General features: G+C 65.8%; 24 protein-coding genes. 4 read left to right on the top strand and 20 right to left on the bottom strand.

Translation table 11 applies throughout. From position 1 onward, the window contains the following. Window positions 1-6 precede the first annotated feature (6 nt). Entirely contained in the window at window positions 7-1,059 is a 1,053-nt protein-coding gene (locus tag ABIC50_RS22685) for an RNA-guided endonuclease InsQ/TnpB family protein (protein ID WP_354166913.1), read from the bottom strand. Between the two features lie 92 nt (window positions 1,060-1,151). Here ABIC50_RS22685 and ABIC50_RS22680 point away from each other — a divergent pair, with 92 nt between their 5' ends. Next, a complete protein-coding gene (locus ABIC50_RS22680; protein WP_354166911.1) occupies window positions 1,152-1,835 on the top strand; it encodes a Vgb family protein in 684 nt (227 codons plus the stop codon). Between the two features lie 187 nt (window positions 1,836-2,022). Beyond that, on the top strand, window positions 2,023-2,994 hold the full coding sequence (locus tag ABIC50_RS22675; protein WP_354166909.1) for a DMT family transporter: 972 nt from the start codon (window positions 2,023-2,025) through the stop codon (window positions 2,992-2,994). 63 nt (window positions 2,995-3,057) lie between these two features. On the opposite strand, the gene ABIC50_RS22670 is transcribed toward ABIC50_RS22675, so the two are convergent. Next, window positions 3,058-3,381 carry an RnfH family protein gene (locus ABIC50_RS22670; RefSeq protein ID WP_354166906.1) on the bottom strand — a complete coding sequence of 108 codons (324 nt, stop codon included), beginning with the start codon at window positions 3,379-3,381 and terminating at the stop codon, window positions 3,058-3,060. A gap of 4 nt (window positions 3,382-3,385) precedes the next feature. Beyond that, the gene (locus tag ABIC50_RS22665) at window positions 3,386-3,823 is read right to left on the bottom strand and encodes a type II toxin-antitoxin system RatA family toxin (protein WP_011657270.1); all 438 of its coding nucleotides are present in this window, start codon (window positions 3,821-3,823) and stop codon (window positions 3,386-3,388) included. Window positions 3,824-3,922: 99 nt separating this feature from the next. Here ABIC50_RS22665 and smpB point away from each other — a divergent pair, with 99 nt between their 5' ends. After that, window positions 3,923-4,369 (top strand): SsrA-binding protein SmpB, encoded by a 447-nt coding sequence (gene smpB, locus ABIC50_RS22660; protein ID WP_006752168.1) that lies wholly within the window; start codon window positions 3,923-3,925, stop codon window positions 4,367-4,369. Window positions 4,370-4,592: 223 nt separating this feature from the next. Here smpB and ABIC50_RS22655 read toward each other — a convergent pair whose 3' ends face one another. From ABIC50_RS22655 to ppsA, 3 genes are all read right to left on the bottom strand, one after another. Next, on the bottom strand, window positions 4,593-5,528 hold the full coding sequence (locus ABIC50_RS22655; RefSeq protein WP_011657272.1) for an SPFH domain-containing protein: 936 nt from the start codon (window positions 5,526-5,528) through the stop codon (window positions 4,593-4,595). 33 nt (window positions 5,529-5,561) lie between these two features. Continuing rightward, window positions 5,562-5,996, bottom strand: coding sequence for an NfeD family protein (locus tag ABIC50_RS22650; RefSeq protein ID WP_126228085.1), 435 nt, complete (start codon window positions 5,994-5,996; stop codon window positions 5,562-5,564). 165 nt (window positions 5,997-6,161) lie between these two features. Continuing rightward, a complete protein-coding gene (ppsA, locus tag ABIC50_RS22645; protein ID WP_006752165.1) occupies window positions 6,162-8,561 on the bottom strand; it encodes a phosphoenolpyruvate synthase in 2,400 nt (799 codons plus the stop codon). Between the two features lie 387 nt (window positions 8,562-8,948). Here ppsA and ppsR point away from each other — a divergent pair, with 387 nt between their 5' ends. Next, entirely contained in the window at window positions 8,949-9,764 is an 816-nt protein-coding gene (gene ppsR, locus ABIC50_RS22640; protein WP_011657274.1) for a posphoenolpyruvate synthetase regulatory kinase/phosphorylase PpsR, read from the top strand. Between the two features lie 114 nt (window positions 9,765-9,878). On the opposite strand, the gene ABIC50_RS22635 is transcribed toward ppsR, so the two are convergent. The 14 genes from ABIC50_RS22635 to pyrH all read right to left on the bottom strand — a co-directional run bounded on the left by ABIC50_RS22635 (window position 9,879) and on the right by pyrH (window position 23,925). Continuing rightward, window positions 9,879-10,661 carry a TrmH family RNA methyltransferase gene (locus ABIC50_RS22635; protein WP_354166904.1) on the bottom strand — a complete coding sequence of 261 codons (783 nt, stop codon included), beginning with the start codon at window positions 10,659-10,661 and terminating at the stop codon, window positions 9,879-9,881. Between the two features lie 294 nt (window positions 10,662-10,955). Further along, complete coding sequence (gene rnhB, locus ABIC50_RS22630; RefSeq protein WP_354166902.1) at window positions 10,956-11,609, bottom strand: ribonuclease HII; 654 nt, start codon at window positions 11,607-11,609, stop codon at window positions 10,956-10,958. Next, window positions 11,606-12,775 (bottom strand): lipid-A-disaccharide synthase, encoded by a 1,170-nt coding sequence (gene lpxB, locus ABIC50_RS22625; protein WP_011657277.1) that lies wholly within the window; start codon window positions 12,773-12,775, stop codon window positions 11,606-11,608. Before lpxB ends, rnhB begins: the two co-directional genes overlap by 4 nt. 3 nt (window positions 12,776-12,778) lie before the next feature. Then, complete coding sequence (gene lpxA / locus ABIC50_RS22620; RefSeq protein ID WP_012364129.1) at window positions 12,779-13,567, bottom strand: acyl-ACP--UDP-N-acetylglucosamine O-acyltransferase; 789 nt, start codon at window positions 13,565-13,567, stop codon at window positions 12,779-12,781. A 67-nt stretch (window positions 13,568-13,634) separates the two neighbouring features. Continuing rightward, the gene (fabZ, locus tag ABIC50_RS22615; RefSeq protein ID WP_041491210.1) at window positions 13,635-14,102 is read right to left on the bottom strand and encodes a 3-hydroxyacyl-ACP dehydratase FabZ; all 468 of its coding nucleotides are present in this window, start codon (window positions 14,100-14,102) and stop codon (window positions 13,635-13,637) included. A gap of 130 nt (window positions 14,103-14,232) precedes the next feature. Continuing rightward, the gene (lpxD, locus tag ABIC50_RS22610) at window positions 14,233-15,342 is read right to left on the bottom strand and encodes a UDP-3-O-(3-hydroxymyristoyl)glucosamine N-acyltransferase (RefSeq protein ID WP_354166900.1); all 1,110 of its coding nucleotides are present in this window, start codon (window positions 15,340-15,342) and stop codon (window positions 14,233-14,235) included. A gap of 16 nt (window positions 15,343-15,358) precedes the next feature. Continuing rightward, entirely contained in the window at window positions 15,359-15,856 is a 498-nt protein-coding gene (locus ABIC50_RS22605) for an OmpH/Skp family outer membrane protein (RefSeq protein WP_041489826.1), read from the bottom strand. Between the two features lie 63 nt (window positions 15,857-15,919). Next, complete coding sequence (gene bamA / locus ABIC50_RS22600) at window positions 15,920-18,226, bottom strand: outer membrane protein assembly factor BamA (protein ID WP_011657281.1); 2,307 nt, start codon at window positions 18,224-18,226, stop codon at window positions 15,920-15,922. Window positions 18,227-18,290: 64 nt separating this feature from the next. Beyond that, window positions 18,291-19,679, bottom strand: a complete 1,389-nt coding sequence (gene rseP, locus ABIC50_RS22595; protein WP_175680251.1) for an RIP metalloprotease RseP — start codon at window positions 19,677-19,679, stop codon at window positions 18,291-18,293. 11 nt (window positions 19,680-19,690) lie between these two features. Next, entirely contained in the window at window positions 19,691-20,887 is a 1,197-nt protein-coding gene (locus ABIC50_RS22590; RefSeq protein WP_354166897.1) for a 1-deoxy-D-xylulose-5-phosphate reductoisomerase, read from the bottom strand. Window positions 20,888-20,902: 15 nt separating this feature from the next. Beyond that, window positions 20,903-21,724 carry a phosphatidate cytidylyltransferase gene (locus ABIC50_RS22585; protein WP_175675561.1) on the bottom strand — a complete coding sequence of 274 codons (822 nt, stop codon included), beginning with the start codon at window positions 21,722-21,724 and terminating at the stop codon, window positions 20,903-20,905. Then, window positions 21,718-22,500 (bottom strand): polyprenyl diphosphate synthase, encoded by a 783-nt coding sequence (gene uppS / locus ABIC50_RS22580; RefSeq protein ID WP_354166895.1) that lies wholly within the window; start codon window positions 22,498-22,500, stop codon window positions 21,718-21,720. The genes ABIC50_RS22585 and uppS overlap by 7 nt, the downstream gene beginning before the upstream one ends. Before the next feature lie 49 nt (window positions 22,501-22,549). Next, window positions 22,550-23,110 (bottom strand): ribosome recycling factor, encoded by a 561-nt coding sequence (gene frr, locus ABIC50_RS22575; protein ID WP_006752152.1) that lies wholly within the window; start codon window positions 23,108-23,110, stop codon window positions 22,550-22,552. A gap of 101 nt (window positions 23,111-23,211) precedes the next feature. Beyond that, window positions 23,212-23,925, bottom strand: coding sequence for a UMP kinase (gene pyrH / locus ABIC50_RS22570; RefSeq protein ID WP_006752151.1), 714 nt, complete (start codon window positions 23,923-23,925; stop codon window positions 23,212-23,214). Window positions 23,926-24,136 lie beyond the last annotated feature (211 nt).

Genomic DNA, 24,136 nt, shown 5'->3' with positions numbered 1-24,136 from the left:
ACCCGCCTAAAGGCAGGTGATTCCCACACCTGGCGATGCACGTCCGCATCGGAGAATGTTCAGCGCAGCGTTGATATCACGATCATGCACGACACCACAGCCATCGCAGGCCCACTCTCTCATTCGCAGTCCCGCGATACCTTTCGGCCGCGTCGTGCTGTCTCTCGACCCGCACGACGAACAGGACTGGGTAGAACCGCTTTCGTCGACTTCCTCGAACCTGGCTCCGTGCGCGATCGCTTTGTAGCGGAGCTTGTTTCGGAAGGACGACCAGGACGCGTCGTAGACGCTCTTCGCCATCCTGGTTCTGGCGAGCTTCGCGGCCGACACGTTGCCGACCGCGAGGTAATCGAAACGCCGCACCAGATCGAGCGCGAGCTTATGCTGGAAATCGGCACGGGCATTCGCGACCTTGGCGTGCAACTTCGCGATATGCCGCTTGTACTTTCGCGCCCGTTGCGCTTTCGCCAGTTTCTCCGCCGCGCGTCGGCCGAATCGGTCATTGGGCAGCTTCTCGCCGGTCGAAAGTGTGGCGAAGTCTTTCAGGCCGAGATCGATGCCGACGCCGGAACGGATTGGGCGGGCCTGCACATCGGGCATCTCGATCACGATGTTGAGAAACCAGTTGCCACGCGCATCCTGCGCAAAGTTGGTCCCGTCCTTGATCTTGCCTTCGGGAAGCAGCCGGCTGTTGAATACGCGAAACGTGTTGCCGGCGAAACGGAACGCATCGCCCTCGCGCTTCAGGTCACGGCCCTTCAGCGGCACCCAGCCAAGAGACTTTTTGCCCCGATAGCGCAAGTAAGGTCGCCGGTGCTGACTGCGCGACTTCGCATATTGCTCGCACGTCGCGTTGATCGTGCCGGAGTGGATGCCGAGTTCCTTGCTACTGCCGGTGGTCAACACGTTCAGTTCAAAACCCGTCGGCCATTTCTTGCTCCACTTGAGCGCGTGCTGCTGCGTGTCATTGCAGAAGTTCCAGACGTAGTTCACCGCACGGCTCTGCTTGTTGAGCAGTCCGTTGAGCGACTTCACCCGGTAGCGGTAGACAAGGATCATGCCGGTGATCCTAACCCGTGGAAGAAGCTGCCTGTCAACAGCACGCCTTTCCTTCCCGCCATCAATGGCGGGGTTTCTCGGAGCAAATTCTGATGAAACGCTCCACCGCAAACATCCTCCGCGAATACGGCCCGTTTCCGGGCGGCGACGGCGTGCACGGCGTCACGTTCGACGGGCAGCACGTGTGGTTCGCGTCCGGCGACAAGCTGAACGCGCTCGACCCGGAGCGCGGCACGACCGTACGCACACTCGACGTCGCCGCGCACGCGGGCACCGCGTTCGACGGGCGCCACCTGTTCCAGATCGTCGAGGACCGCATCGAGAAGATCGATCCCGATTCGGGCCGCGTGCTCGCGACGATACCCGCGCCCGGCGGCGGCGCCGATTCCGGGCTCGCGTGGGCCGAAGGCACGCTGTGGGTCGGCCAATACCGCGAGCGCAAGATTCATCAGGTGGATCCGCAATCGGGCGCCGTGCTGCGCACGATCGAATCGAACCGCTTCGTTACCGGCGTGACGTGGGTCGACGGCGAGCTGTGGCACGGCACCTGGGAGGCCGACGAGAGCGAGCTGCGACGGATCGACCCGCGCACCGGTCAGGTGCTCGAGCAGGTCGACATGCCGCCTGGCGTCGGCGTGTCGGGGCTGGAGTCCGACGGTCGCGACACGTTCTACTGCGGCGGCGGCAACAGCGGCAAGCTGCGCGCCGTGCGCCGCCCCGCGCGGTCATCCGCGGCGGGCGACAGTACGGCGGCGGCCGAACCGGCCGAGGGCTGATCCGCCGGTCGTCGAAGGGCCTGCCTGCCCGCCGCGATCCGCGACCCGCGGCAAACAGGACCGGATCGCGGCAGATCTCGCGGCCGATCCCGAACGCCACCCGCTTCCGAGTGCAGGAATGAACAAGACGCGCTCGCGTCGCCATCGCTAAGATGCGCGCTCGTCAGTCTTTCGTTCGGAGCAGTCGATGCAGCGCGGTGTGGTGTATGGCGTCCTGGCAGGCGCGTTGTGGGGCATGGTGTTTCTCGTGCCGCGGCTGATGACCGACTTCTCGCCGCTGCTGCTGAGCGCGGGCCGCTATGCGATGTACGGCCTCGTGTCGCTGGCGGCGGCCTTGCCGGCCGCCCGCTCGCTGCTCGCGCGGCTGACGCGCGAGGATCTCGTCGCGCTCGTGAAGCTCGCGCTCGTCGGCAACGTCGCGTACTACATGCTGCTGTCCGGCGCGGTGCACCTGATCGGCATCGCGCCCAGCTCGCTGATCGTCGGCGTGCTGCCCGTGACCGTCACGCTCGCGGGCCTCGGCGACCATGGCGCGGTGCCGCTGCGGCGGCTCGCCGCGCCGCTCGCGCTGGTGATCGCCGGCATCGTCTGCATCAACGTCGACCTCTTCACCTCGGAAGCCGCGCACGCGACGACGCTCGGCCAGAAACTCGCCGGCATCGCGTGCGCATGCGGCGCGCTGGCAAGCTGGACCTGGTACGCGGTTGCGAACGCGCGCTACCTGCAGCGCCACCATCATTTCGGCGGCAACGAGTGGTCGGTGCTGTGGGGTGTCGTGACGGGCCTGATCGGCGGTCTCTGCTGGCTCGCGATCCTCGCGCTGCCGGCCGGCATGGCGCAGGCGGCCGTCCCGACATCACGCTGGCAGCTGTTCTGGCTGCTGAACCTCGCGCTGGCGATCGGCGCGTCGTGGCTCGGCAACGGACTGTGGAACGCGGCGTCGAAGCGGCTGCCGCTCACGCTGTCGGGCCAGCTGATCGTGTTCGAAACCGTGTTCGCGATGCTCTACGCGTTCATCTACGACCACCGGATGCCGCGCACGCTCGAAATCGCGGCGCTCGCGCTGCTGCTGGCGGGCGTCTACGCGTCGGTGCGCCGCCACGGCGACACGCACGCGGGAGGCGCTACGCCCGGCCGCGCGAACGTCACGGCCCACTGAGCGCGTCCGCGGCTGGTCTGACGAATCGGAACGAAAGTACGGGAACGACGCTGCAGCAATGCGTCAGCGCGCGTCCTTGTGCATCCACTTGCGGCCCTCGACGGAGCCCTCGCGGCGGGTCTTGTCGACGCGCCGCTGGCGTGCGAGCTTCGGATCGACGATCAACGGTCGGTAGATCTCGACGCGATCGTGGTCGGCGAGCGGCGTGTCGAGGGACGCGAGCTTGCCGAACACGCCGGTTTTCGCGTGGGCGAGATCGATCTCCGGGTGCAGCGCGAGCACCCCGCTCGCGTCGATCGCCGCGCGCACGGTCGCGCCTTCGGGCAGCGACACCGGAATCAGCGTCTGGCGATCCGGCAGCGCATAGCAGACTTCGATCGACAGCATCGTGTCACCCCTTCCCGTAGCGCTGGTCGGCGCGCTTCACGAACGAATCGACGAACGTGTTCGCGATATGGCTGAACACCGGCCCGATGATCTTCTCGAGCAGGATGCTCGAGAACTCGTAGTGCAGCGCGAATTCGATCTTGCACGCATCGGCGCGCAGCGGAATGAAGCGCCACGAGCCCGTGAACTTCTTGAACGGGCCGTCCGCGAACTCCATGTCGATCCGCGTCGGGCGCTGCTGCGTGTTGCGCGTCGCGAAATGCTGCTTGATACCCTTGAAGTTGATGTCGATGCGCGCTTCCATCCCGCGGTCGTCCTGACGGCGAATCTCGACGCCGCCGCACCAGGGCAGGAAATTGGGGTAATCGGCCACGTCGGTGACGAGGTCGAACATCTGTTCCGCCGAATGACGGATCAATACTGTTTTCTGGACATCTGCCATAAATCGCGCGGCATCGCTCGAAGTGAGAACGCAAGGCCGGGCGATTCTCGCCCCGCTTTGCTAAAATCGTGATTTTAAACGAGTTGGCCCAATCCTTTCATGAGCATCATCGACAACAGGAAAGCGCACTTCGATTATCACATCGAGGAACGCTACGAGGCGGGGCTCGTGCTGGAGGGCTGGGAAGTCAAGGCGCTGCGCGCCGGGCGCGGCCAGATCAAGGAAGGCTACGTCGTCGTCAAGAACGCGGAGATCTTCCTGATCGGCACCCATATCAGCCCGCTGCCCGAAGCCTCGACGCACATCCACCCCGATCCGGTCCGCACGCGCAAGCTGCTGCTGCACCGCGAGGAAATCAAGAAACTGATCGGCAAGGTCGAGCAGCGCGGCTACACGCTCGTGCCGCTGAACTTCCACTACAAGGGCGGTCGCGTGAAATGCGACATCGCGCTCGCGAAGGGCAAGAAGCTGCACGATAAGCGCGAAACCGAGAAGAAGCGCGACTGGGAACGCGAAAAGGCCCGCATCATGCGCGCCGGTACCTGACGCACCCGATCCGCATCGCAAACGACACGGCCCGCTCGAAGCGGGCCGTGTTGCTTTGTATCGCGTGATTCGGGCGGGTGGCGATCTGGCGGCCGATCAGCACCCCGGATGACACCCTGCGCCGCCCGTCACCACGCAAAAGGGATCGCGATTCCGCCGTGCGACGATTCGCCGCATGCGCGGGCCATGCCCCGCCCGTCGGCGTCGGGAACCGCGCGTACGCTCAGCCCTTCCCGCCCTCGGCGGGCACCGCGTTCTTGACGATCGTCAGCGCGGACGCGATCGCGGTGCCGAGATCCGACAGGTTCGCCGGCACGATCAGCGTGTTGCCCTGTTTCGCGAGGTTCGAGAACGCGCCGACATATTGTTCGGCGACCTTCAGGTTCACGGCGTCCATCCCGCCCTGCGACTGGATCGCGCCCGCGATCTTCTGGATTGCCTGCGCGTTCGCCTCGGCCACCGCGAGAATCGCGGACGCCTCGCCCTGCGCCCGGTTGATCGCGGCCTGCCGCTCGCCTTCGGACTTCTGGATCGCGGCCTCGCGCGCGCCCGACGCGAGGTTGATCTGCTCCTGCTTGCGGCCTTCGGATGCGGCGATCAGCGCGCGCTTTTCCCGCTCGGCGGTGATCTGCGCCTGCATCGCGTGCAGGATCTCCTTCGGCGGCGTCAGATCCTTGATCTCGTAGCGCAGCACTTTCACGCCCCAGTTCGCGGCGGCCTGGTCGAGCGCCGACACGATATTGTGGTTGATGAAGTCGCGCTCCTCGAAGGTCTTGTCGAGTTCGAGCTTGCCGACCACCGAGCGCAGCGTCGTCTGCGCGAGCTGCGTGATCGCGAGCACGAAGTTGCTCGACCCGTACGAAGCCTTCATCGGATCGGTGACCTGGAAGTACAGCACACCGTCGACCTGCAACTGCGTGTTGTCGCGCGTGATGCAGACCTGGCTCGGCACGTCGAGCGGAATTTCCTTCAGCACGTGCCGATAGGCGATCCGGTCGACGAATGGCAGCACGATATTGAGACCGGGCGACAGCGTCGCATGATAGCGCCCGAATCGTTCGAGCACCCACGCATGCTGCTGCGGCACGATCTTCACCGTTTTCGACACGATCACGATGGCGATGACGAGCAGGACGACCCAAATGATCAGCGAATCCATGAAATGTTCTCTCCTTGTTTTATCCGTGGATGATCAGCGCGCGGGTTTCGCGACGACGACGAGGCTGTTGCCGCGCACGGCACTCACCTGATACTCGTGTGCATCGTCTCGCTCGCCGGTCGCGAGCTCGACGTCCCAGTCGGCGCCGCGATACTGCACGCGCGCGCGGCCGTCATGCCACGCGTCGACCGTCACGGTCGAGCCAATATCGAGATTGACGTCCGGATTCGCCGACGTGTCGCGTTTCTGCTTGCGCCCGAGCCCCGAGCGACGCAGCACGATCATCGCGATGATCGCGACCGCGGCGGCCGCCGCGACCTGCACGTGCAGCGCGAAACCGGCGAGCTGCAGCAGCGCGCCCGCGAGAAAGCCGAGCGCGATCATCAGCAGATAGAACGTGCCGGTCAGCAATTCGGCGACGACCAGCACGCCGACTCCGACCCACCAGAACAGATGCCCCGACATCATTGTGGTCTCCCGAAAAACGCCCTCACGCTCGCCATGTTCGCGGTTCGGTGAGTACAAACAAAAACACCCCGGTGCCTACCGGGGTGTTTATAGCATGAACCTTGCATTCTGCCTTCATCGAAAGAGCGGCGGGCCGCCCTTTCGTCAAGGCTGCATGACCGACCGTTACTTCCGGTTGGCGAGCGCCTGCCACGTATCGATGATCGTGTCCGGGTTCAGCGAGATCGACACGATGCCTTCGTCGGTCAGCCACTGCGCGAAGTCCGGGTGATCGGACGGGCCCTGGCCGCAGATGCCGACGTACTTGCCCATCCGCAGGCAGGTATCGATTGCACGCTTCAACAGGAACTTGACGGCCGGGTCGCGTTCGTCGAAGTCGACGGCCAGCAGTTCCATGCCCGAGTCGCGATCGAGGCCGAGCGTGAGCTGCGTGAGGTCGTTCGAACCGATCGAGAAACCGTCGAAGTGTTGCAGGAACTCTTCGGCAAGAATCGCGTTGGTCGGGACTTCACACATCATCACGAGGCGCAGGCCGTTCTCGCCGCGCTTCAGGCCGAACTTCTCGAGCAGGCCGACCACGCGCTCCGCCTGCTTCACGGTACGCACGAACGGCACCATGATCTCGACGTTGGTCAGGCCCATCTCGTCGCGCACGCGCTTCAGTGCACGGCACTCCATCTCGAACGCCTGCGCGAAGTCTTCCGCGATGTAGCGCGACGCGCCGCGGAAACCCAGCATCGGGTTTTCCTCGTCCGGCTCGTAGCGCGAACCGCCGATCAGCTTCTTGTACTCGTTCGACTTGAAGTCGGACAGACGCACGATCACGGGCTTCGGATAGAACGCCGCGGCGATCGTCGCGACGCCTTCAGTCAGCTTGTCGACGTAGAACTGGCGCGGCGACGCGTGACCACGCGCGACGCTCTCGACCGCCTTCTTCAGGTCCTGGTCGATGTTCGGGTACTCGAGGATCGCCTTCGGGTGCACGCCGATGTTGTTGTTGATGATGAACTCGAGACGCGCGAGGCCAACACCAGCGTTCGGCAGTTGCGAGAAGTCGAACGCGAGCTGCGGGTTGCCGACGTTCATCATGATCTTGACCGGGATTTCCGGCAGCTCGCCGCGCTGCACTTCCGTGACTTCCGTCTCGAGCAGCCCGTCGTAGATCTTGCCTTCGTCGCCTTCCGCGCACGACACGGTGACGAGCGCGCCGTCCTTCAGCACGTCGGTCGCATCGCCGCAGCCGACGACTGCCGGCACGCCGAGCTCACGCGCGATGATCGCCGCGTGGCAGGTGCGGCCGCCACGGTTCGTGACGATCGCCGCCGCACGCTTCATCACCGGCTCCCAGTTCGGGTCGGTCATGTCGGCCACCAGCACGTCGCCCGGCTGCACGCGTTCCATTTCCGACGGATCCTGGATCACGCGCACGGGGCCCGCGCCGATCTTCTGGCCGATCGCGCGGCCCGTCGCCAGCACCTGCGACTGGCCCTTCAGCTTGAAGCGCTGCTCGGCCTTGCCGCTCGCCTGGCTCTTCACCGTTTCCGGACGTGCCTGCAGGATGAAGATCTTGCCGTCGCGGCCGTCCTTGCCCCACTCGATGTCCATCGGACGCTGGTAGTGCTTCTCGATGATGACCGCGTACTTCGCGAGCTCGATCACGTCTTCGTCGGTGATCGAGTAGCGGTTGCGCTGCTCGTGCGGCACGTCGACCGTCTTCACGCGGCCCGGCTCGCCCGGCTGCGTGAATTCCATCTTGATCAGCTTCGAGCCGATCGAGCGGCGGATGATCGGGTACTTGTCCTGCGCGAGCGTCGTCTTGAACACGTAGAACTCGTCCGGGTTCACGGCGCCCTGCACGACGGTTTCGCCCAGGCCGTAGCTCGACGTGATGAACACGGCGTCCTTGAAGCCCGATTCGGTGTCGATCGTGAACATCACGCCGGCCGCGCCGACGTCCGAGCGGACCATGCGCTGCACGCCGGCCGACAGTGCGACCTCGGCGTGCGTGAAGCCCTTGTGCACGCGATACGAGATCGCGCGGTCGTTGTAGAGCGACGCGAACACGTGCTTCATGCGATCGAGGACGTCGTCGATGCCGACGACGTTCAGATACGACTCCTGCTGACCGGCGAACGACGCGTCGGGCAGGTCTTCCGCGGTCGCGGACGAACGCACGGCGAACGACAGCTCGGCCGGCGAGCCGCTCTTCAGGATTTCGAACTGGGCGCGAATTTCCTCTTCGAGACGTGCCTGCATCGGCGCATCGACGATCCATTTGCGGATTTCGGCACCGGCTTCGGCGAGCGCCTTCACGTCGTCGATGTCGAGCGACTCGAGACGCTTGGCGATGCGATCGGTCAGATCGTTGTGCTTGAGGAAATCACGGAAGGCGAGCGCGGTCGTGGCGAAACCGGTGGGTACGCGAACGCCTGCTTCGGAAAGCTGGCTGATCATCTCGCCGAGCGACGCATTCTTGCCGCCCACGATCTCCACATCGGTCATCCGCAACTGCTCGAACGGGATTACATACGCCTGGTCCTTTGCGACGTTTGCTGCGTTAGTCATACAAGCCCCTAAGTGTGAAAAAAATGCTCGATTGCGCAAGTGGGCTCGGACGCGGGCGCCTGCAAAAAGGCGCGGCGCGTCTTGCGCAACCTGTTGGAGAAACAATCGCGTGGGCGAAAGATCAGCGAAAAATCGTCCGACCCGATTTGCAAAAATCCCGGCAGAAGGGCGATATATTCAGACGAATCGCCGAACTTGCCGGGAGTTTTCGAATCGAGCGGCCAAGCCTGGGGCGCCGTTCGTATCCTGCCCCTGCAATTGCTTATCCAACAGGTTGCCGCTATTCTACCGTGCCGGCTGCCGGATGTGGCGCGACCTTGTCTCCGCGTCTGGAGGCGAACCTCCAGCCGCCCGCGCAACCGCCCTTCACGCTCGACGCCCAGATTCATGCTGCCTACCGTTTTCATCGTCTCCGACGGCACCGGGATCACTGCCGAAACCTTCGCGCATTCGATCCTCTCCCAGTTCGACCAGAAATTCCGTCTCGTGCGCCTGCCGTTCGTCGACTCGCTCGAGAAAGCCTATGCGACCGTCGAGAAGATCAACGACGCCGCCGTGCACGACGGCCGCCGCGCGATCGTCTTCACGACGCTGGTCGACAGCGAGTCGAACGACATCGTCAAGCGCTCGAACGCGCTCGTGCTGGACATGTTCCAGCGCTTCGTCGAGCCGCTCGAGCAGGAACTGGAGCTGAAGTCGAGCCACGCGATGGGCCGCGGCCACCAGAACGCCGATACCGAGGAATACAAGACGCGGATCGAGGCGATCAACTTCTCGCTCGCGCACGACGACGGCCAGTCGAACCGCAACCTGTCCGAAGCCGACGTGATCCTGGTCGGCGTGTCGCGCAGCGGCAAGACGCCGACGAGCCTGTATCTCGCGATGCAGTACGGCGTGAAGGCGGCCAACTATCCGCTGATTCCGGAAGACTTCGAGCGCGGCAAGCTGCCGTCGGCGCTGACACCGCATCGCGACAAGCTGTTCGGGCTGTCGATCGACCCGCAGCGCCTGTCGGAGATCCGCAACGAACGCCGCCCCGGCAGCAAGTACGCGGCGCCGGAGAACTGCCGCTACGAGATCAACGAGGCCGAGGCGATGATGCGACGCGAAGGGATCAAGTGGCTGTCGTCGACGCACAAGTCGATCGAGGAAATCGCGACGACGATCCTGCAGGAAATCCGTCTCGACCGGCAGTCGTACTGACGACCGGCGCACCGGCCGCCGTCAGGCCGCCGCCAACAGCAAAAAAGCCGCTTACGCGGCCTTTTTTCGTGATGCGGGATACGCGCCAGCAACGCCGTGCGTCACGGCGTCATGTCATGCGCGCCGCTGCTGCCGCACCTGCTCGAACAGGCACACCGCCGCCGCGGCCGCGACATTCAGGGACTCCATTCCACCGGGCTGCGGAATCGTCACGCGATGCGTGGCCGCATCGCGCCAGAACGCCGACACGCCGGCGCCCTCGTTGCCGAACACCCAGGCGACGGGCCCGGCCAGATCGCAGTCGAAGACCGCTTGCGCGCCGTGCGAATCCGTCAGCGCGACCGGTACGTCGAGCCGCGCGGCGAGCGCATCCGGCTCGACATCCTCGTGGATCGACAGCAGGAAGTGCGCGCCCATCCCCGAACGCAGCACCTTCGACGACCACGCATACGCGGTGCCCGGCGCGCAGAACACGTGCCGCACGCCGGCCGCCGCCGCGCTGCGCAGGATCGAGCCGACGTTGCCGGCGTCCTGCACGCCGTCGAGCACGACCGACGTGTGCGTGACGCGCTCGGGCAGCGGCTGCACGGACCGGTCGACGAGCAGCAGGAAACCGACGCCGCTGACCACGTTCGACAACTGGCCGAATAGCGCGTCGGGCAGCGTGACGACCCGCTGCGCGTCGATGCGCGCGATGATCGCCTGCGCTTCGGCGTGCGCGAGCGCGCCTTCGGTCGCGACGCACAGCTCCGGTGTCGCGCCCGTATCGAGATACGCGCCGGCGAGATGGAAACCTTCGAGCAGCGCCTGGCCGCCGCGCCGCTGGTGAGACGTCGAGCCCGCGAGCGCCTTCAGGCGCTTGTACAGCGGGTTGTCGCGGGATGTAATGCTCTTCATCAGGGGCCTGTTCCCGCTCATCGCGGGCGTGCGAACGTGCGTTGCCGGCTGTCCCGAAGGGCGTGCCGTCGGGCGCGTGTAACAAGCTCGGCGCGCCGTTGGGCCGCGCCGAACCCGCGACGCGCGCCGTCGCCATGCGGCCGGCAACGCACGTTCACGAAACTAAAAAATCCCTTTCCGGCGGGGCCGCCGGAAAGGCCGATCGTGGCGTCATGCTCGCGGCGAATACGCGAGGTATTCGCCGTGCCCCTTCCCTCGCGCTCGACCCTTCTGGCGGCCGGCGCAAGCCCGTTCTCAGCGGGAACCGGTCATCAGGTCGAGCGCCTCGCGCACAGGCGCGAACGAGCGCCGATGCACTTCGCACGGGCCGTGCTCGCGCAGCGCGGCAAGGTGTTTCGGGGTGCTGTAACCCACGTGCACGTTGAAGCCGTACACCGGGAAGCGTTCATGCAGATCGACGAGCATGCGATCGCGCGTGACCTTCGCGAGTATCGACGCGGCCGAGATGCTCGGCACGAGCGCGTCGCCGCTGACGATCGCCTCGGCACGCACCGTCAGCGTCGGACAGCGGTTGCCGTCGATCTGGGCAAGCGTCGGCAGCACCGACAGGCCCTCGACGGCCCGCTTCATCGCCAGCATCGTCGCGTGCAGGATGTTCAGCGTGTCGATTTCGTCGACGCTGGCCGACGCGACGCAATACGCGCTCGCGCGCGCGACGATCAGGTCGTACAGCGCGTCGCGCTTCTTCGCGGACAGCGCCTTCGAATCGTCGAGCCCATCGATCGGCCGTGCGGGATCGAGGATCACCGCGGCGGCCACGACCGGCCCCGCGAGCGGGCCGCGGCCCGCTTCGTCGACGCCGCAGACGATCTCGTCGGGCCGACTGAAGTCGAAACCGCCTTGCAGATCGGCCGACGCGCGGCGGCGTGGCACACGGATGGCCGTCATGCGCGCCCCCTGCGTTGCTCGAGCACGCGCACGACCGCTTCGGCGGCCTTCGCGGCCGTGTTCTGACGCAGCGACAGATGCATTTCGGTAAAGACTTCGGTCAGCGTGCGGCGGTTCGCGTCGTCGCGCAGCTGCGTAAGCGTCGCATCGGCGAGCGCCTCGGGCGTCGCGAAATGCTGCAGCAACTCGGGCACGACGAAGCGTCCCGCCAGGATGTTCGGCAAGCCGACGTACGGCAGATAACCCTGCCGGCGCATGATCTGCCCGGTCAGCCAGGGCACCTTGTACGAGATCACCATCGGCTTCTTCAGCAGCGCGGCTTCCAGCGTGACGGTGCCGCTCTTCACGAGGATCGCGTCGGCGGCCGTCATCGCGACCTGCGAGCGGCCGTCGGTGATCGTCAGCGCGAGTTGCGGATGCGCGTCGACGAGCGGCTGCAGCAGTTCGCGCAGCGCAGGCGTCGCCGCCGGCATCACGAACCGTACGCCGGGCTCGCGCTGCTGCATCAGCGCCATCGCCGCGAAGAACGTCGGGCCGATCAGTCCGATCTCCGAGCGCCGGCTGCCCGGCAGCACCGCGATCACCGGGCCGTCTGCCGGTAGGCCGAGCGCAATGCGCGCGCCGTGCGTGTCGGGCTCGAGCGGAATCTCGTCGGCGAGCGGATGACCGACGTACGTCGATGCGACGCCCGCCTTGTCGAGGATCGCCGGTTCGAACGGGAACAGGCACAGCATGTGGTCGACGGACTTCGCGATCTTCTTGATCCGCCCGCCGCGCCACGCCCAGATCGACGGGCACACGAAGTGGATCGACGGGATGCCCGCATCGCGCGCGGCCTGCTCGACGCTGAAGTTGAAGTCGGGCGCGTCGACGCCGATGAACGCGTCGGGCCGCTCCGCGAGCAGTTGGCGCTTCAACTCGCCGCGAATCCGCAGGATCTCCGGAATCTGGCCCAGCGCCTCGACGTAGCCGCGCACCGTGAGCTTGTCCATCTGCCAGTGCGAGTCGAAGCCGTGCGCGAGCATCCGCTGCCCGCCGATCCCGTAGTAGCGGGTCGACGCGGGCAGCCGCTCTTGAAGCCCGCCGAGCAGCGACGCCGCGAGCAGATCGCCCGACGGCTCGCCGGCCACCATTGCGAGCCTGAGCTGATTGGTCGGGAGCGACATCGCTTAGCGGATGATGCCGCGTTGGGACGCGTCGATGAACTCGACGAACGCGGTGACCGCTGCATCGCCTTCGCCACCCGCGACCGCCAGCTCGCGCAACTGCACCTTCGCTTCCTCGAGCGACAGGCCGTTCTTGTACAGCAGGCGGTACGCGCTGCGCAGCGCCGAGATCGCGTCGGGAGAGAACCCGCGCCGGCGCAGCCCTTCGACGTTGATGCCGTGCGGCTCGGCCTTGTTGCCGGCCGCGATCACGAACGGCGGCACGTCCTGCACGAGCGCCGACGCGCCGCCCAGCATCGAATGCGCGCCGATGCGCACGAACTGGTGCACGCCCGACATCCCGCCGATGATCGCGTAATCGCCGATCTCGACGTGACCGGCCATCTGCGCATTGCTCGACAGGATCACGTTGTTGCCGACGCGGCAGTCGTGACCGATGTGCACGTAGGCCATGATCCAGTTGTCGTCGCCGAGCGTCGTCACGCCGACATCCTGCACGGTGCCGGTGTGGATCGTCGTGAATTCGCGGATCGTGTTGCGGTTGCCGATCACGAGCTTCGTCGGCTCGTCCTTGTACTTCATGTCCTGCGGACGGCCGCCGACCGACGCGTAATGGCCGATGCGGTTGTCCTCGCCGAGCGTCGTGTGACCTTCGATCACGCTGTGCGAGCCGATCGTCGTACGCGCGCCGATCGTGACGTGCGGCCCGACAATCGCATACGGCCCGATCTCGACGGACTCGTCGATCTGCGCGCCCGGTTCGACAATCGCGGTGGGATGAATCCTGGTCATGCGCCGTTGCCTCTCGATATGATGTGTCGCGTTGCTCGCGTTACGATATCCATGCGTGCCGCGTCGCTCAGGGCGCCGCGTCGGCCGTCTTGACCGTGCACATCAGTTCGGCCTCCGCCGCCACCTTGCCGTCCACTTCCGCCACCGCCTTGAACTTCCAGATGCCGCGGATGTAACGCACGAACGTCACGTTCAGAATCAGCTGATCGCCCGGTTCGACCACGCGCTTGAAGCGCGCGCCGTCGATGCCGACGAAGTAGTACAGCGTGTTTTCCGGATCCTTCGGCTGCTCTTCCGCGAACGTCAGCAGCGCAGCCGCCTGAGCGAGCGCCTCGAGGATCAGCACACCCGGCATCACCGGCCGCTTCGGGAAGTGTCCCTGGAAGAACGGCTCGTTGATCGACACGTTCTTCAGCGCTTTGATTCCCTTGTGCGGCTCGAGTTCGAGCACGCGGTCGACGAGCAGAATCGGGTAGCGATGCGGCAGCAGCGTGAGGATCTTGTGGATGTCGAGATTGATTTTTTCAGTGCTCATGATGGTTCGTCTCACGCAGAGGCTGCGCGGTGGTGATGCAAAGGCTGAAGCGGGCCGCCGCGCGGCCCAGTCTGACAAACCGGGCCGGTAGCGCTGGCCGTGCCCGGTTTCTGGTCTCGCATGGCGTCGGTCAGGCGTCCGTGCCGCCGTGGGCGGCCAGTGCGGTTTCGAGCGCCTTGATGCGCTCGCGCAGCTTGTCGAGGTTGCGCACGAGCGCGGCGCTCCGGTTCCATTCGCCGTGGTCGACGGCCGGGAATGCGCTCGTGTAGATGCCGGCCTTCGGCAGCGACTTCGACACGCCCGACTTCGCGGTGATGATGACATAGTCGCCGAGCGTCACGTGGCCGGCGATGCCCGCCGCCCCGCCGATCATGCAGTGGCGGCCGATCGTCGTGCTGCCGGCGATGCCGGCGCTGCCCGCGATCACCGTATAGGCGCCGATCCGGCAGTTGTGGCCGATCTGGACCTGATTGTCGATCTTCACGCATTCGTCGATGACGGTGTCCGCCATCGCGCCGCGATCGATCGTCGTGTTCGCGCCGATCTCGACATCCGGGCCGACCGTCACGCCGCCGACCTGCGGGATCTTGACCCAGCTGCCGGTGCGCGCATCGCCGTCGCCGACGAAATCCGGCGCGAAGCCGAACCCGTCGGAACCGATCACGGCACCCGCATGGATGATCGCGCGCGGGCCGATCTTGCAGCCGTGGTACACCGATGCGTTCGGATACAGGTGCGAACCCGCGCCGATCGTCGTGCCGCGGCCGATGAACACGTTCGCGTCGAGCTGCACGCCGTCCTCGATCACCGCACCGGCCTCGACCGTCACGTGCGGACCGATCACCGCGCTCGCGGCAACCTGTGCGGCCGGATCGATCGTCGCGCTCGGATGCACGCCCGGCGCGCGCGGCGGCGTGGCGAGATCGATGAACATCTGCGCGACGCGCGCGAAATACGCGTACGGATTCGGCGTCACGATGAAATTGCGGGGGACGGCCGACTGCGGGCCGGCCGGCTGGCCGTCAGTGGCCGCGCGCAGCTTTTCGAGATCCTTCGGCGCGATCAGCACCGCGCCGGCGCGGGTCGTCTCGACCTGCGACAGGTACTTCGGATTCGCGAGAAACGCGAGTTGCTGAGGGCCTGCCTGGTCGAGCGGCGCGAGGCCGCTCACCTTGCACTGGGCGTCGCCGGCGATCTCGCCGCCGAACCGCTTTACGAGTTCCTCGAGCGTCAATGCCATTCGTCGTCTGCTCCGTTCAGTTCGTCGAGCCGGACGCGAGCGCCTTGAGCACCTTGTCGGTGATGTCGATGCGCGGACTGACGTATACGGCTTCCTGCACGATCAGGTCGTAATTCTGCTGCTCGGCGATCTGCTTGATGACCTTGTTCGCACGCTCCAGCACCGCCGCGAGTTCCTCATTGCGGCGCTGGTTCAGGTCCTCGCGAAACTCGCGCTGCTTGCGCTGGAAATCGGTGTCGAGCTGCGCGAGATCGCGCTGCTTCTGCGCACGATCGGCCGCCGACAGCGACGCACCGTTCTTGTCCAGCGAGTCGGACATCGACTTCAGGCGCGCCGCGAGGTCCTGCAGTTCCTTGTCGCGCTTCGCGAACTCGGCTTCGAGCTTCGTCTGCGCCACCTTGGCGGGCGCCGACTCGCGCAGGATCCGATCCGAATTGACCGCCGCGATGCGGGCGACGTCCTGAGCATGCGCCGTCGCCGCGCCCAAGGCCAGCGCAACGGTCAGCGCACACATCACTCGTTTCGAAAACTTACCGGTTAGCAAAATTACCCTCTCGTTGCTGTTGTATGCGTTCGATCAGAACGCCGTCCCGATCTGGAACTGGAATTTCTGGTACTGGTCGCCTTCATGCTTCTGCAGCGGGAAACCGAGGCTCAGCTTCAGCGGGCCGATCGGCGAGATCCACGCGAGACCCACACCGTAGCCGTAACGCAGGCCGTTCGCGCCGGTACTCGTGCCGCCCGGCGCGTTGCCCCACACGTTACCGCCGTCGAGGAACGTGAACACGCGCAGCGTGCGGTCGTAGCCGGTGCCCGGCAGCGGGAACGTCAGCTCGATGTTGCCGACCAGCATCTTCGAACCGCCGATCGGGTCGTTCGTCTTCGTGTCGCGCGGGCCCAGCGAGCTCGGCTCGTAGCCACGCACCGAGCCGATACCGCCCGCGTAGTAGTTCTTGAAGATCGGGTACGGGTTGCCGATACCGTTACCGTAGCCGCCTTGCAGGTTCATGCCCAGGATGAAGCCGCGCGAGAACGAATAGTAGTACTGCGCCTGCAGGTCGGCCTTGTAGTACTGGATCTTGCCGACCGGCACGCCGTACTCGACGTTCGCCTGCGTGAAGTAGCCGCGGCTCGGGATCAGCGCGCTGTCACGCGCGTCGCGCGACCACGCGACGGTCAGCGGCACCGTGTTCGACACGCGGCCGAACTGGTTCACGTAATCCTGGTAGCTCTGCGGCGTGTTCGAGTCGACATCGAGACGGTTCTGCTCGAAGCCCGCGCCAAAGTAGACGGTGTCGACTTCCGAGAACGGAATGCCGAACTTCAGGTTGCCGCCCGCGCTGATGATCCGGAAGCTCGAGCTCGTCGAATAGTAGAGCGGCTGGTACGTGCGGTAGTAGACGTCCGTGATCCGCTTGATGCCGTCGACCGTGAAGTACGGGTCGACCTGCGTGACGGTCAGCGTGCGGTAGCTCTTCGCGGTGTTGACGTTCACCGACAGGCTCGTGCCCGAGCCGAACACGTTGTCCTGCGACACGCCCGCCGACAGCACCACCTTGTCCGTCGACGAGAAGCCCGCGCCCAGCGTGATCGCGCCGGTCGGCTTTTCATCGACCTTCACGGTCACGTCGACCTGGTCGTTCGTGCCTTCGACCGGCACCGTCGTCACGTCGACGTTGGTGAAGTAGCCGAGACGGTTCACGCGATCCTTCGACAGCGCGAGGCGGTTCGAATCGAACCACGAGCTTTCGAGCTGGCGCATTTCGCGGCGCACGACTTCGTCGCGCGTACGCGTGTTGCCGACCACGTTGATGCGGCGCACATACACGCGACGGCTCGGATCGACGACGAGGTTCAGGTTCACCTTGTGGTTCGCCTGGTCGATGTCCGGCTGCGCGTTGACGGTCGCGAATGCGTAGCCGTATTCGCCCAGTTTGTCGACGATCGACTTCGTCGTTTGCTGCAGCTTTTCGGCCGAGAAGCGATCGCCCGGCTTGATCTTGATCAGCTTGGTGAGTTCGGCTTCGCGATCGAGCAGGTTGCCCGACAGCTTGATGCCCGACACCGTGTACGGCTCGCCTTCGTGCAGCGTGACCGTCAGGTACATGTCCTTCTTGTCGGGCGAGATCGACACCTGGGTCGACTCGATGTTGAACTCGAGGTAGCCGCGGTTCAGGTAGTACGAGCGCACGGCCTCGAGGTCGCCCGTGAGCTTTTCCTTCGAGTACAGGTCGTTCTTCGTGTACCAGGAGAACCAGTTCGGCGTGGACAGCTGCATCTCGTCGCGCAGCTTGCTGGTGCTGAACGCCTTGTTGCCGATGAAGTTGATCTGGCGGATCTTCGCGCTCGGGCCTTCGGCGACCGCGAACAGGATCGACACGCGGTTCGCGTCGACCGGCGTGATCGTCGTCTTGACCTCGGCCGCGTAGAAGCCGCGCGTCAGGTACTGACGCTTGAGCTCCTGCTCCGCCTTGTCGACGAGCGCCTTGTCGTAGTAGCGGCCGTCGGCCAGACCCACCGCGCGCAGCGCCTTCGTCAGGTTGTCCTTGTCGAATTCCTTCGTGCCGGTGAAGTCGATCGACGCGATGGCCGGACGCTCCTGCACCTGCACGATCACGACGTTGCCCTGGGTCGCGATGCGCACGTCGTTGAAGAAGCCCGTCGCGTACAGCGCGCGAATTGCTTCGGATGCCTTGTCGTCGGTGAAGGTATCGCCCTGCTTGATCGGCAGGTAGGCAAACACCGAACCCGCTTCGACGCGCTGCAACCCCTCGATCTTGATGTCTTGCACCACGAACGGTGCCGCTGCATGCGCCGCGAGGCCGTGCGCGGCGAGCGCGGCCGCTGCAACTGTCTTAGGTACAAAGCGATGAGGTTTGAACAACGTGCATCCCCAATATTTAGCTGCATCAAATCAGGCGGCGGCCGACTGGCCGCCGCCTGACGCTTCAGAAATGGATTAACCGAGCCAGGTCGTTGAACAGCGCGATCGCCGACAATGCGACGATGCAGATCAACCCGGCTCTTTGCAGAATCAGCTGCCAGCGCTCCGAAACGGCTTTCCCGGTCGCGGCTTCAACCAGATAATATAACAGATGCCCCCCGTCCAAAACGGGAATCGGCAGCAAGTTCAACACCCCGAGGCTAATGCTGACAAGGGCGAGGAACGACAGGAAGGCCGACGGACCGAGCCGCGCGCTCTTGCCCGCGTAGTCCGCAATCGTCACCGGACCGGACAGGTTCTTCAGCGACGCGTTGCCCGTGATCATGCGCCCGAACATCTTCAGCGAATAGACGGCGATGTCCCACGTGCGGTGCGCGCCGAGCCGCAGGCTCTCGATCGGCCCGTAGCGCACGTCGACCGACGGCGTGTGCATCGACAGCGCCGCGCCGATGCGGCCGACCTGCTGGCCCGTCTCGTCGTCGCGCTGCGCCTGCGGCACGATCGACACCGTCTGCGTGGCACCGCCGCGCTCCACGCGCAAGTCGACCGGCTGCCCCGCGTGGTGCTTCACCGCGTCGATGAAGCGCGAGGCGCCGCCGATGGGCTTGCCGTCGAGCGCGAGCAGCTTGTCGCCGGCCTTCAGGCCCGCGCGCTCGGCCGCGCTGCCGGGCTGCACCGACGCCACCGACAGCGTGCCGCCGCCGGTCTCGAAGCCCAGGTGCGTCATGAAATCGTCGTCGAGCGCGCTTTCGGGAACGTTGCGCAGGTCGACGCGGAAGTCGAACGTCGACGCGCCGCCGTCGCGCGCGCCGAGCACGATCTCGCGATGATCGAACGCGGCGGCTAGCAGCTTCCAGCGCAGATCCGACCACGAACGCACCGGCACGGCCTCGCTGCCCTGCGCGTCGCCTGCGTGCACGTCACGGATCGAGACGATCGTCTCGTTGCCGTCGAAGCCCGCGCGCGCCGCCACCGTGCCGGCGGCCGGCGGCGCGAGCACCGCGGCCGGTTCGGTCACCCCGGTGGCGAATACGACGGAAAACAGGACGATTGCCAACAGGAAGTTCGCGATCGGGCCGGCGGCGACGATCGCGATGCGCTTGAACACCGATTGCCGGTTGAACGCCTGGGCGAGCTCCTCGGGCTTGATGTCCGCCCCCGGCTCGCGCTCGTCGAGCATCTTCACGTAACCGCCGAGCGGCAGTGCGGAGAGCGTCCATTCGGTGCCCGTCCGGCGGCTGACCCAGCGCGCGACGGGCTGGCCGAAACCGATCGAGAAACGCAGCACCTTCACGCCGCACCAGCGCGCGACGCGATAATGTCCGTACTCATGCACGACGACCAGCACCCCGATCGCCACCGCAAACGCGATCAGTTCGACCAGCACGTTCATGAGCACCTCATTCAGACAGTACGCTCCACGCGTGGCGCAGGCGCTTTCGCAATGATCTCGGCGGCGAGGCGGCGTGCCTCGGCATCCGCCGCAAGGACGTCGTCGAGCCCGTTCGGGCTGCGGTTCGGCAGCGCATTGAGCACCGCGTCGACGGTGGCCGCAATCGCCATGAAGCCGATCCGGCGCTCGAGAAACGCTTCGACCGCGATTTCGTTCGCCGCGTTCAACGCGGCGCTCGCGATACCGCCCTCTTCAAGCGCCTTCAGCGCGAGCGCGAGGCACGGGAAGCGCGTGTAATCGGGTTTTTCGAACGACAGCTGCGCGATCTGCGCGAGGTCGAGCTGGTCGACACCGGCGTCGACGCGCTCCGGAAACGCCAGCGCGTGCGCGATCGGCGTGCGCATGTCGGGGTTGCCGAGCTGGGCGAGCACCGAGCCGTCGCGGTACGACACGAGCGAATGGATCACGCTCTGCGGGTGGATCAGCACGTCGATCCGGTCACCGGCCAAACCGAAGATCCAGTGCGCCTCGATCACCTCGAGGCCCTTGTTCATCATCGTCGCGGAATCGACCGAAATCTTGCGGCCCATCACCCAGTTCGGGTGCTTGCAGGCTTCGTCCGGCGTCACGTCGGCGAGCGTGGCCGGCTCGCGCGTGCGGAACGGACCGCCCGATGCGGTCAGGATGATCTTCGAGATCCCGCCGTGCTCGTTCTCGTCGCGCGGCATGCACTGGAAGATCGCGTTGTGTTCGCTGTCGACCGGCAGCAGGATCGCGCCATGGTCGCGCACGGCGTCCATGAAGATCGCGCCCGACATCACGAGCGATTCCTTGTTCGCCAGCAGGATGCGCTTGCCGGCGCGCGCGGCCGCGAGGCTCGGCGCCAGGCCGGCCGCGCCGACGATCGCCGCGACGACGGTGTCGCAGCCGTCGCTCTTCGACACGTCGACGAGCGCCTGCGGCCCGTACAGCACGATGGTCTTGCTGTCCGCCGCGCGCAGCTTTGCCTCGACGTGCGCCGCCGTGTTCGCATCGCCGACCACCGCGACTTCGGGTGCGAAGCGCAGGCACTGCTCGACGAGCTTGTCGCCGTTGCGGTGCGCGGTCAACGCATAGACCGAGAAACGCTCGGGATGGCGGGCGACCACGTCGAGCGCGCTGTCTCCGATCGAGCCCGTGGAACCGAGCAGTGTCAGACGTTTTTGCATAACAGAAATAGTGATTTAACCAAGCAGCAGCATTGCGAGCGGCAGCACGGGCAGCAGTGCGTCGACACGGTCGAGCACGCCGCCGTGCCCGGGCAGCAGGCCGCTGGAATCCTTCACGCCCGCCTGACGCTTGAGCAGCGACTCGAACAGATCGCCGATCACGCTGTAGGCGACCAGCAGCGTCAACGCGGCCCACGCGCCGGGCATCCCGTAGCGAGTGGCGAATGCGGAAAACAGGGTCGGCTCGAACCAGTGCGCCGCCATCGCGACACCCGCGACGACCATCACGGCGAACCAGCCGCCGATCGCACCTTCCCAGCTCTTCCCGGGACTGATCGTAATGGCCAGTTTACGCTTTCCGAAGGCTTTGCCCGCGAAGTATGCACCGATATCGGCCAGCCAGACGACCAGAAGCAGCGACAACACGAACGGAACGCCCTCGGCACGCGCCGCGACGAGCGCATGCCAGCAGGCCGCGAACACGACGAGCCCGGCCGCGAGCAGGAACGCCCGCCACACGCCGCCCGCGAGTTCCGGCTTGCGCCGCAGCGAGAACGGGCCGACCAGCAGCCAGAACACGCCCGCTGCCATGAAAAGGGGACGGGACGACGACGCACCGACGCCGAGCGGCGCGGTCGCCGCGAGCGCGGCCGCGGCGACGATCGCATAGACGATGGCGCCGGTCGCGCCGAGCTTCAGCAGGCGCGCCCATTCCCACGCGGCGAACACGAGCACGACGCCGATCAGCGCGCCGAACGCGGTGAGCGGCGCGAACAGCGTCACCGGCAGCAACACTGCCAGCATCACGACCGCCGTGATCACACGGGTCTTCAGCATGAAAGGGAATCGGCGTTCTGCGTTTGCGGTTCGAGCTGCGCGCTGGTGCGCCCGAAACGGCGCTCGCGCTCGGTATACGACGCGATCGCATCGGCGAGCGCCGCGCCGTCGAAGTCCGGCCAGTATTTGTCGGTGAAATAGAATTCCGCGTATGCGAGCTGCCACAGCAGGAAATTGCTGACGCGCTGCTCGCCACCGGTGCGGATGAAGAGATCGGGCTCCGGCGCATAGGCCATTGCCAGGTGCGGCGCGAACGCGTCTTCGGTCACGTCGACCTCGCGGCCCTCGCGCACGGCCTGCTCGACGAGCTTCTTCGTCGCCTGCAGGATGTCCCAGCGGCCGCCGTAGTTCGCGGCGATCGTCAGGGTCAGGCGGGTGTTGCGCGCCGTCTTGGTTTCAGCGCGGCGGATCAGTTCGCGGATGCGCGGCTCGAAGCGCTCGAGATCGCCGACCACCCGCAGGCGGATCCCGTTCGCATGCAGCTTGCCGATCTCGCGCTCGAGCGCGGTGATGAACAGCCGCATCAGGAACGACACTTCGTCGTTCGGCCGGCGCCAGTTTTCCGAACTGAACGCGAACAGCGTCAGGTATTCGACGCCGGCGCGCGCGCAGCCTTCGACCACCGCCCGCACGGCATCCACGCCGCGGGTGTGCCCCGCGACGCGCGGCAGGCGGCGTTCGGTCGCCCAACGGCCGTTGCCGTCCATGATGATCGCGATATGACGCGGCACGGCGCCGACGTCAGGCACGCGAACAGTAGAGCTTGTATAGGTCATGGCCGTTGAGACAGTAATGCGGAAAGAAGGCGGCGCGCGAGGACGGTCGTCAGACCGTCATGATCTCGGCTTCCTTGCTCTGCACGAGCTTGTCGACTTCGGCAACGTGCTTGTCCGTCAGCTTCTGCACGTCGTCGCTCGCACGGCGCTCGTCGTCTTCCGAGATTTCCTTGTCCTTCACGAGCTTCTTGAGCGCTTCGTTCGCGTCGCGGCGCAGGTTGCGGATCGCGACCTTCGCCGTTTCGCCTTCGCTCTTGACCACCTTGGTCAGCTCGCGGCGACGCTCTTCCGTCAGCGCCGGCATCGGCACGCGGATCAGGTCGCCGGCCGTCGCCGGGTTCAGGCCGAGATCGGCTTCGCGGATGGCCTTCTCGACCTTCGCGACCATGTTCTTTTCCCACGGCTGCACGCCGATCGTGCGTGCGTCGACGAGCGTCAGGTTCGCGACCTGCGAGATCGGCACCATCGAACCGTAGTAGTCGACCTGCACGTGATCGAGCAGACCGGTATGCGCACGGCCCGTGCGGATCTTCGCCAGATCGTTCTTGAACGCTTCGATCGAGCGCTGCATCTTCTGCTCTACGCCCTTCTTGACATCAGCGACACTCATTTCAACCTCCAAACCTTCAACCTTCAAAGAACGCGGGCCCCGCCCGGCGCGCGACGCACCACGGCCGGCGACCCACGCCGCTTGCCCGCATCCGCGGGAGTTTACACGTGGACGAGCGTACCTTCGTCCTCGCCCAGCACGATACGCTTGAGCGCGCCCGGCTTGTTGATCGAAAACACGCGAATCGGCAGCTTCTGGTCGCGGCACAGCGCGAAGGCCGTCGCGTCCATCACCTGCAGATTCCGGCTGATCGCCTCGTCGAAGCTGATCGTCGCGTAGCGCGTGGCCGACGGATCCTTCTTCGGATCGGCAGAATATACGCCATCGACCTTGGTCGCCTTCAGCACGACCTCGGCGCCCACTTCCGAACCGCGCAGCGCGGCGGCCGTGTCCGTCGTGAAGAACGGGTTGCCCGTGCCGGCCGCGAAGATCACGACCTTGCCTTCCTCGAGCTGGCGGATCGCGCGGGGCCGGATGTACGGCTCGACGACCTGATCCATGCGCAGCGCGGACTGTACGCGCGCGACGATGCCGGCGTGGCGCATCGCGTCCTGCAGCGCCAGCGCGTTCATCATCGTCGCCAGCATCCCCATGTAGTCGGCCGTCGCGCGGTCCATCCCGGCCGCACCGCCCGCGACACCGCGGAAAATGTTACCGCCGCCGATCACGACCGCAAGCTGCGTACCGAGACCCACGACTTCGGCAATGTCCGCCACCATCCGTTCGATCGTCGCGCGATTGATGCCGAAGGCATCGTCGCCCATCAGCGCTTCGCCGGAGAGTTTGAGGAGGACGCGTTTATAGGCATTGGACATAGGGGCTTCCGAGCGACGAGAGGATGACAACCACGAACTGTAGGGGCGAAATACTGATTCGGGCAAGCGCCGACGGTCGGACCGGGGTTCCCGGCCGGCCGGCGGCGCCGCCGGGCGCGGGGGGGGGGGGGCCCGCCGGGGGGGGCGGGGGGGCCGCCGCGGGGGGCCCCCCCATTGGGGCCCCCCCCAGCGCGCCGGGCAGCGCGTCGTG

It is taken from the genome of Burkholderia sp. 567, assembly GCF_040545115.1.
GTDB lineage: Bacteria > Pseudomonadota > Gammaproteobacteria > Burkholderiales > Burkholderiaceae > Burkholderia > Burkholderia ambifaria.
This window is presented reverse-complemented; position numbering and strand designations above follow the sequence as displayed.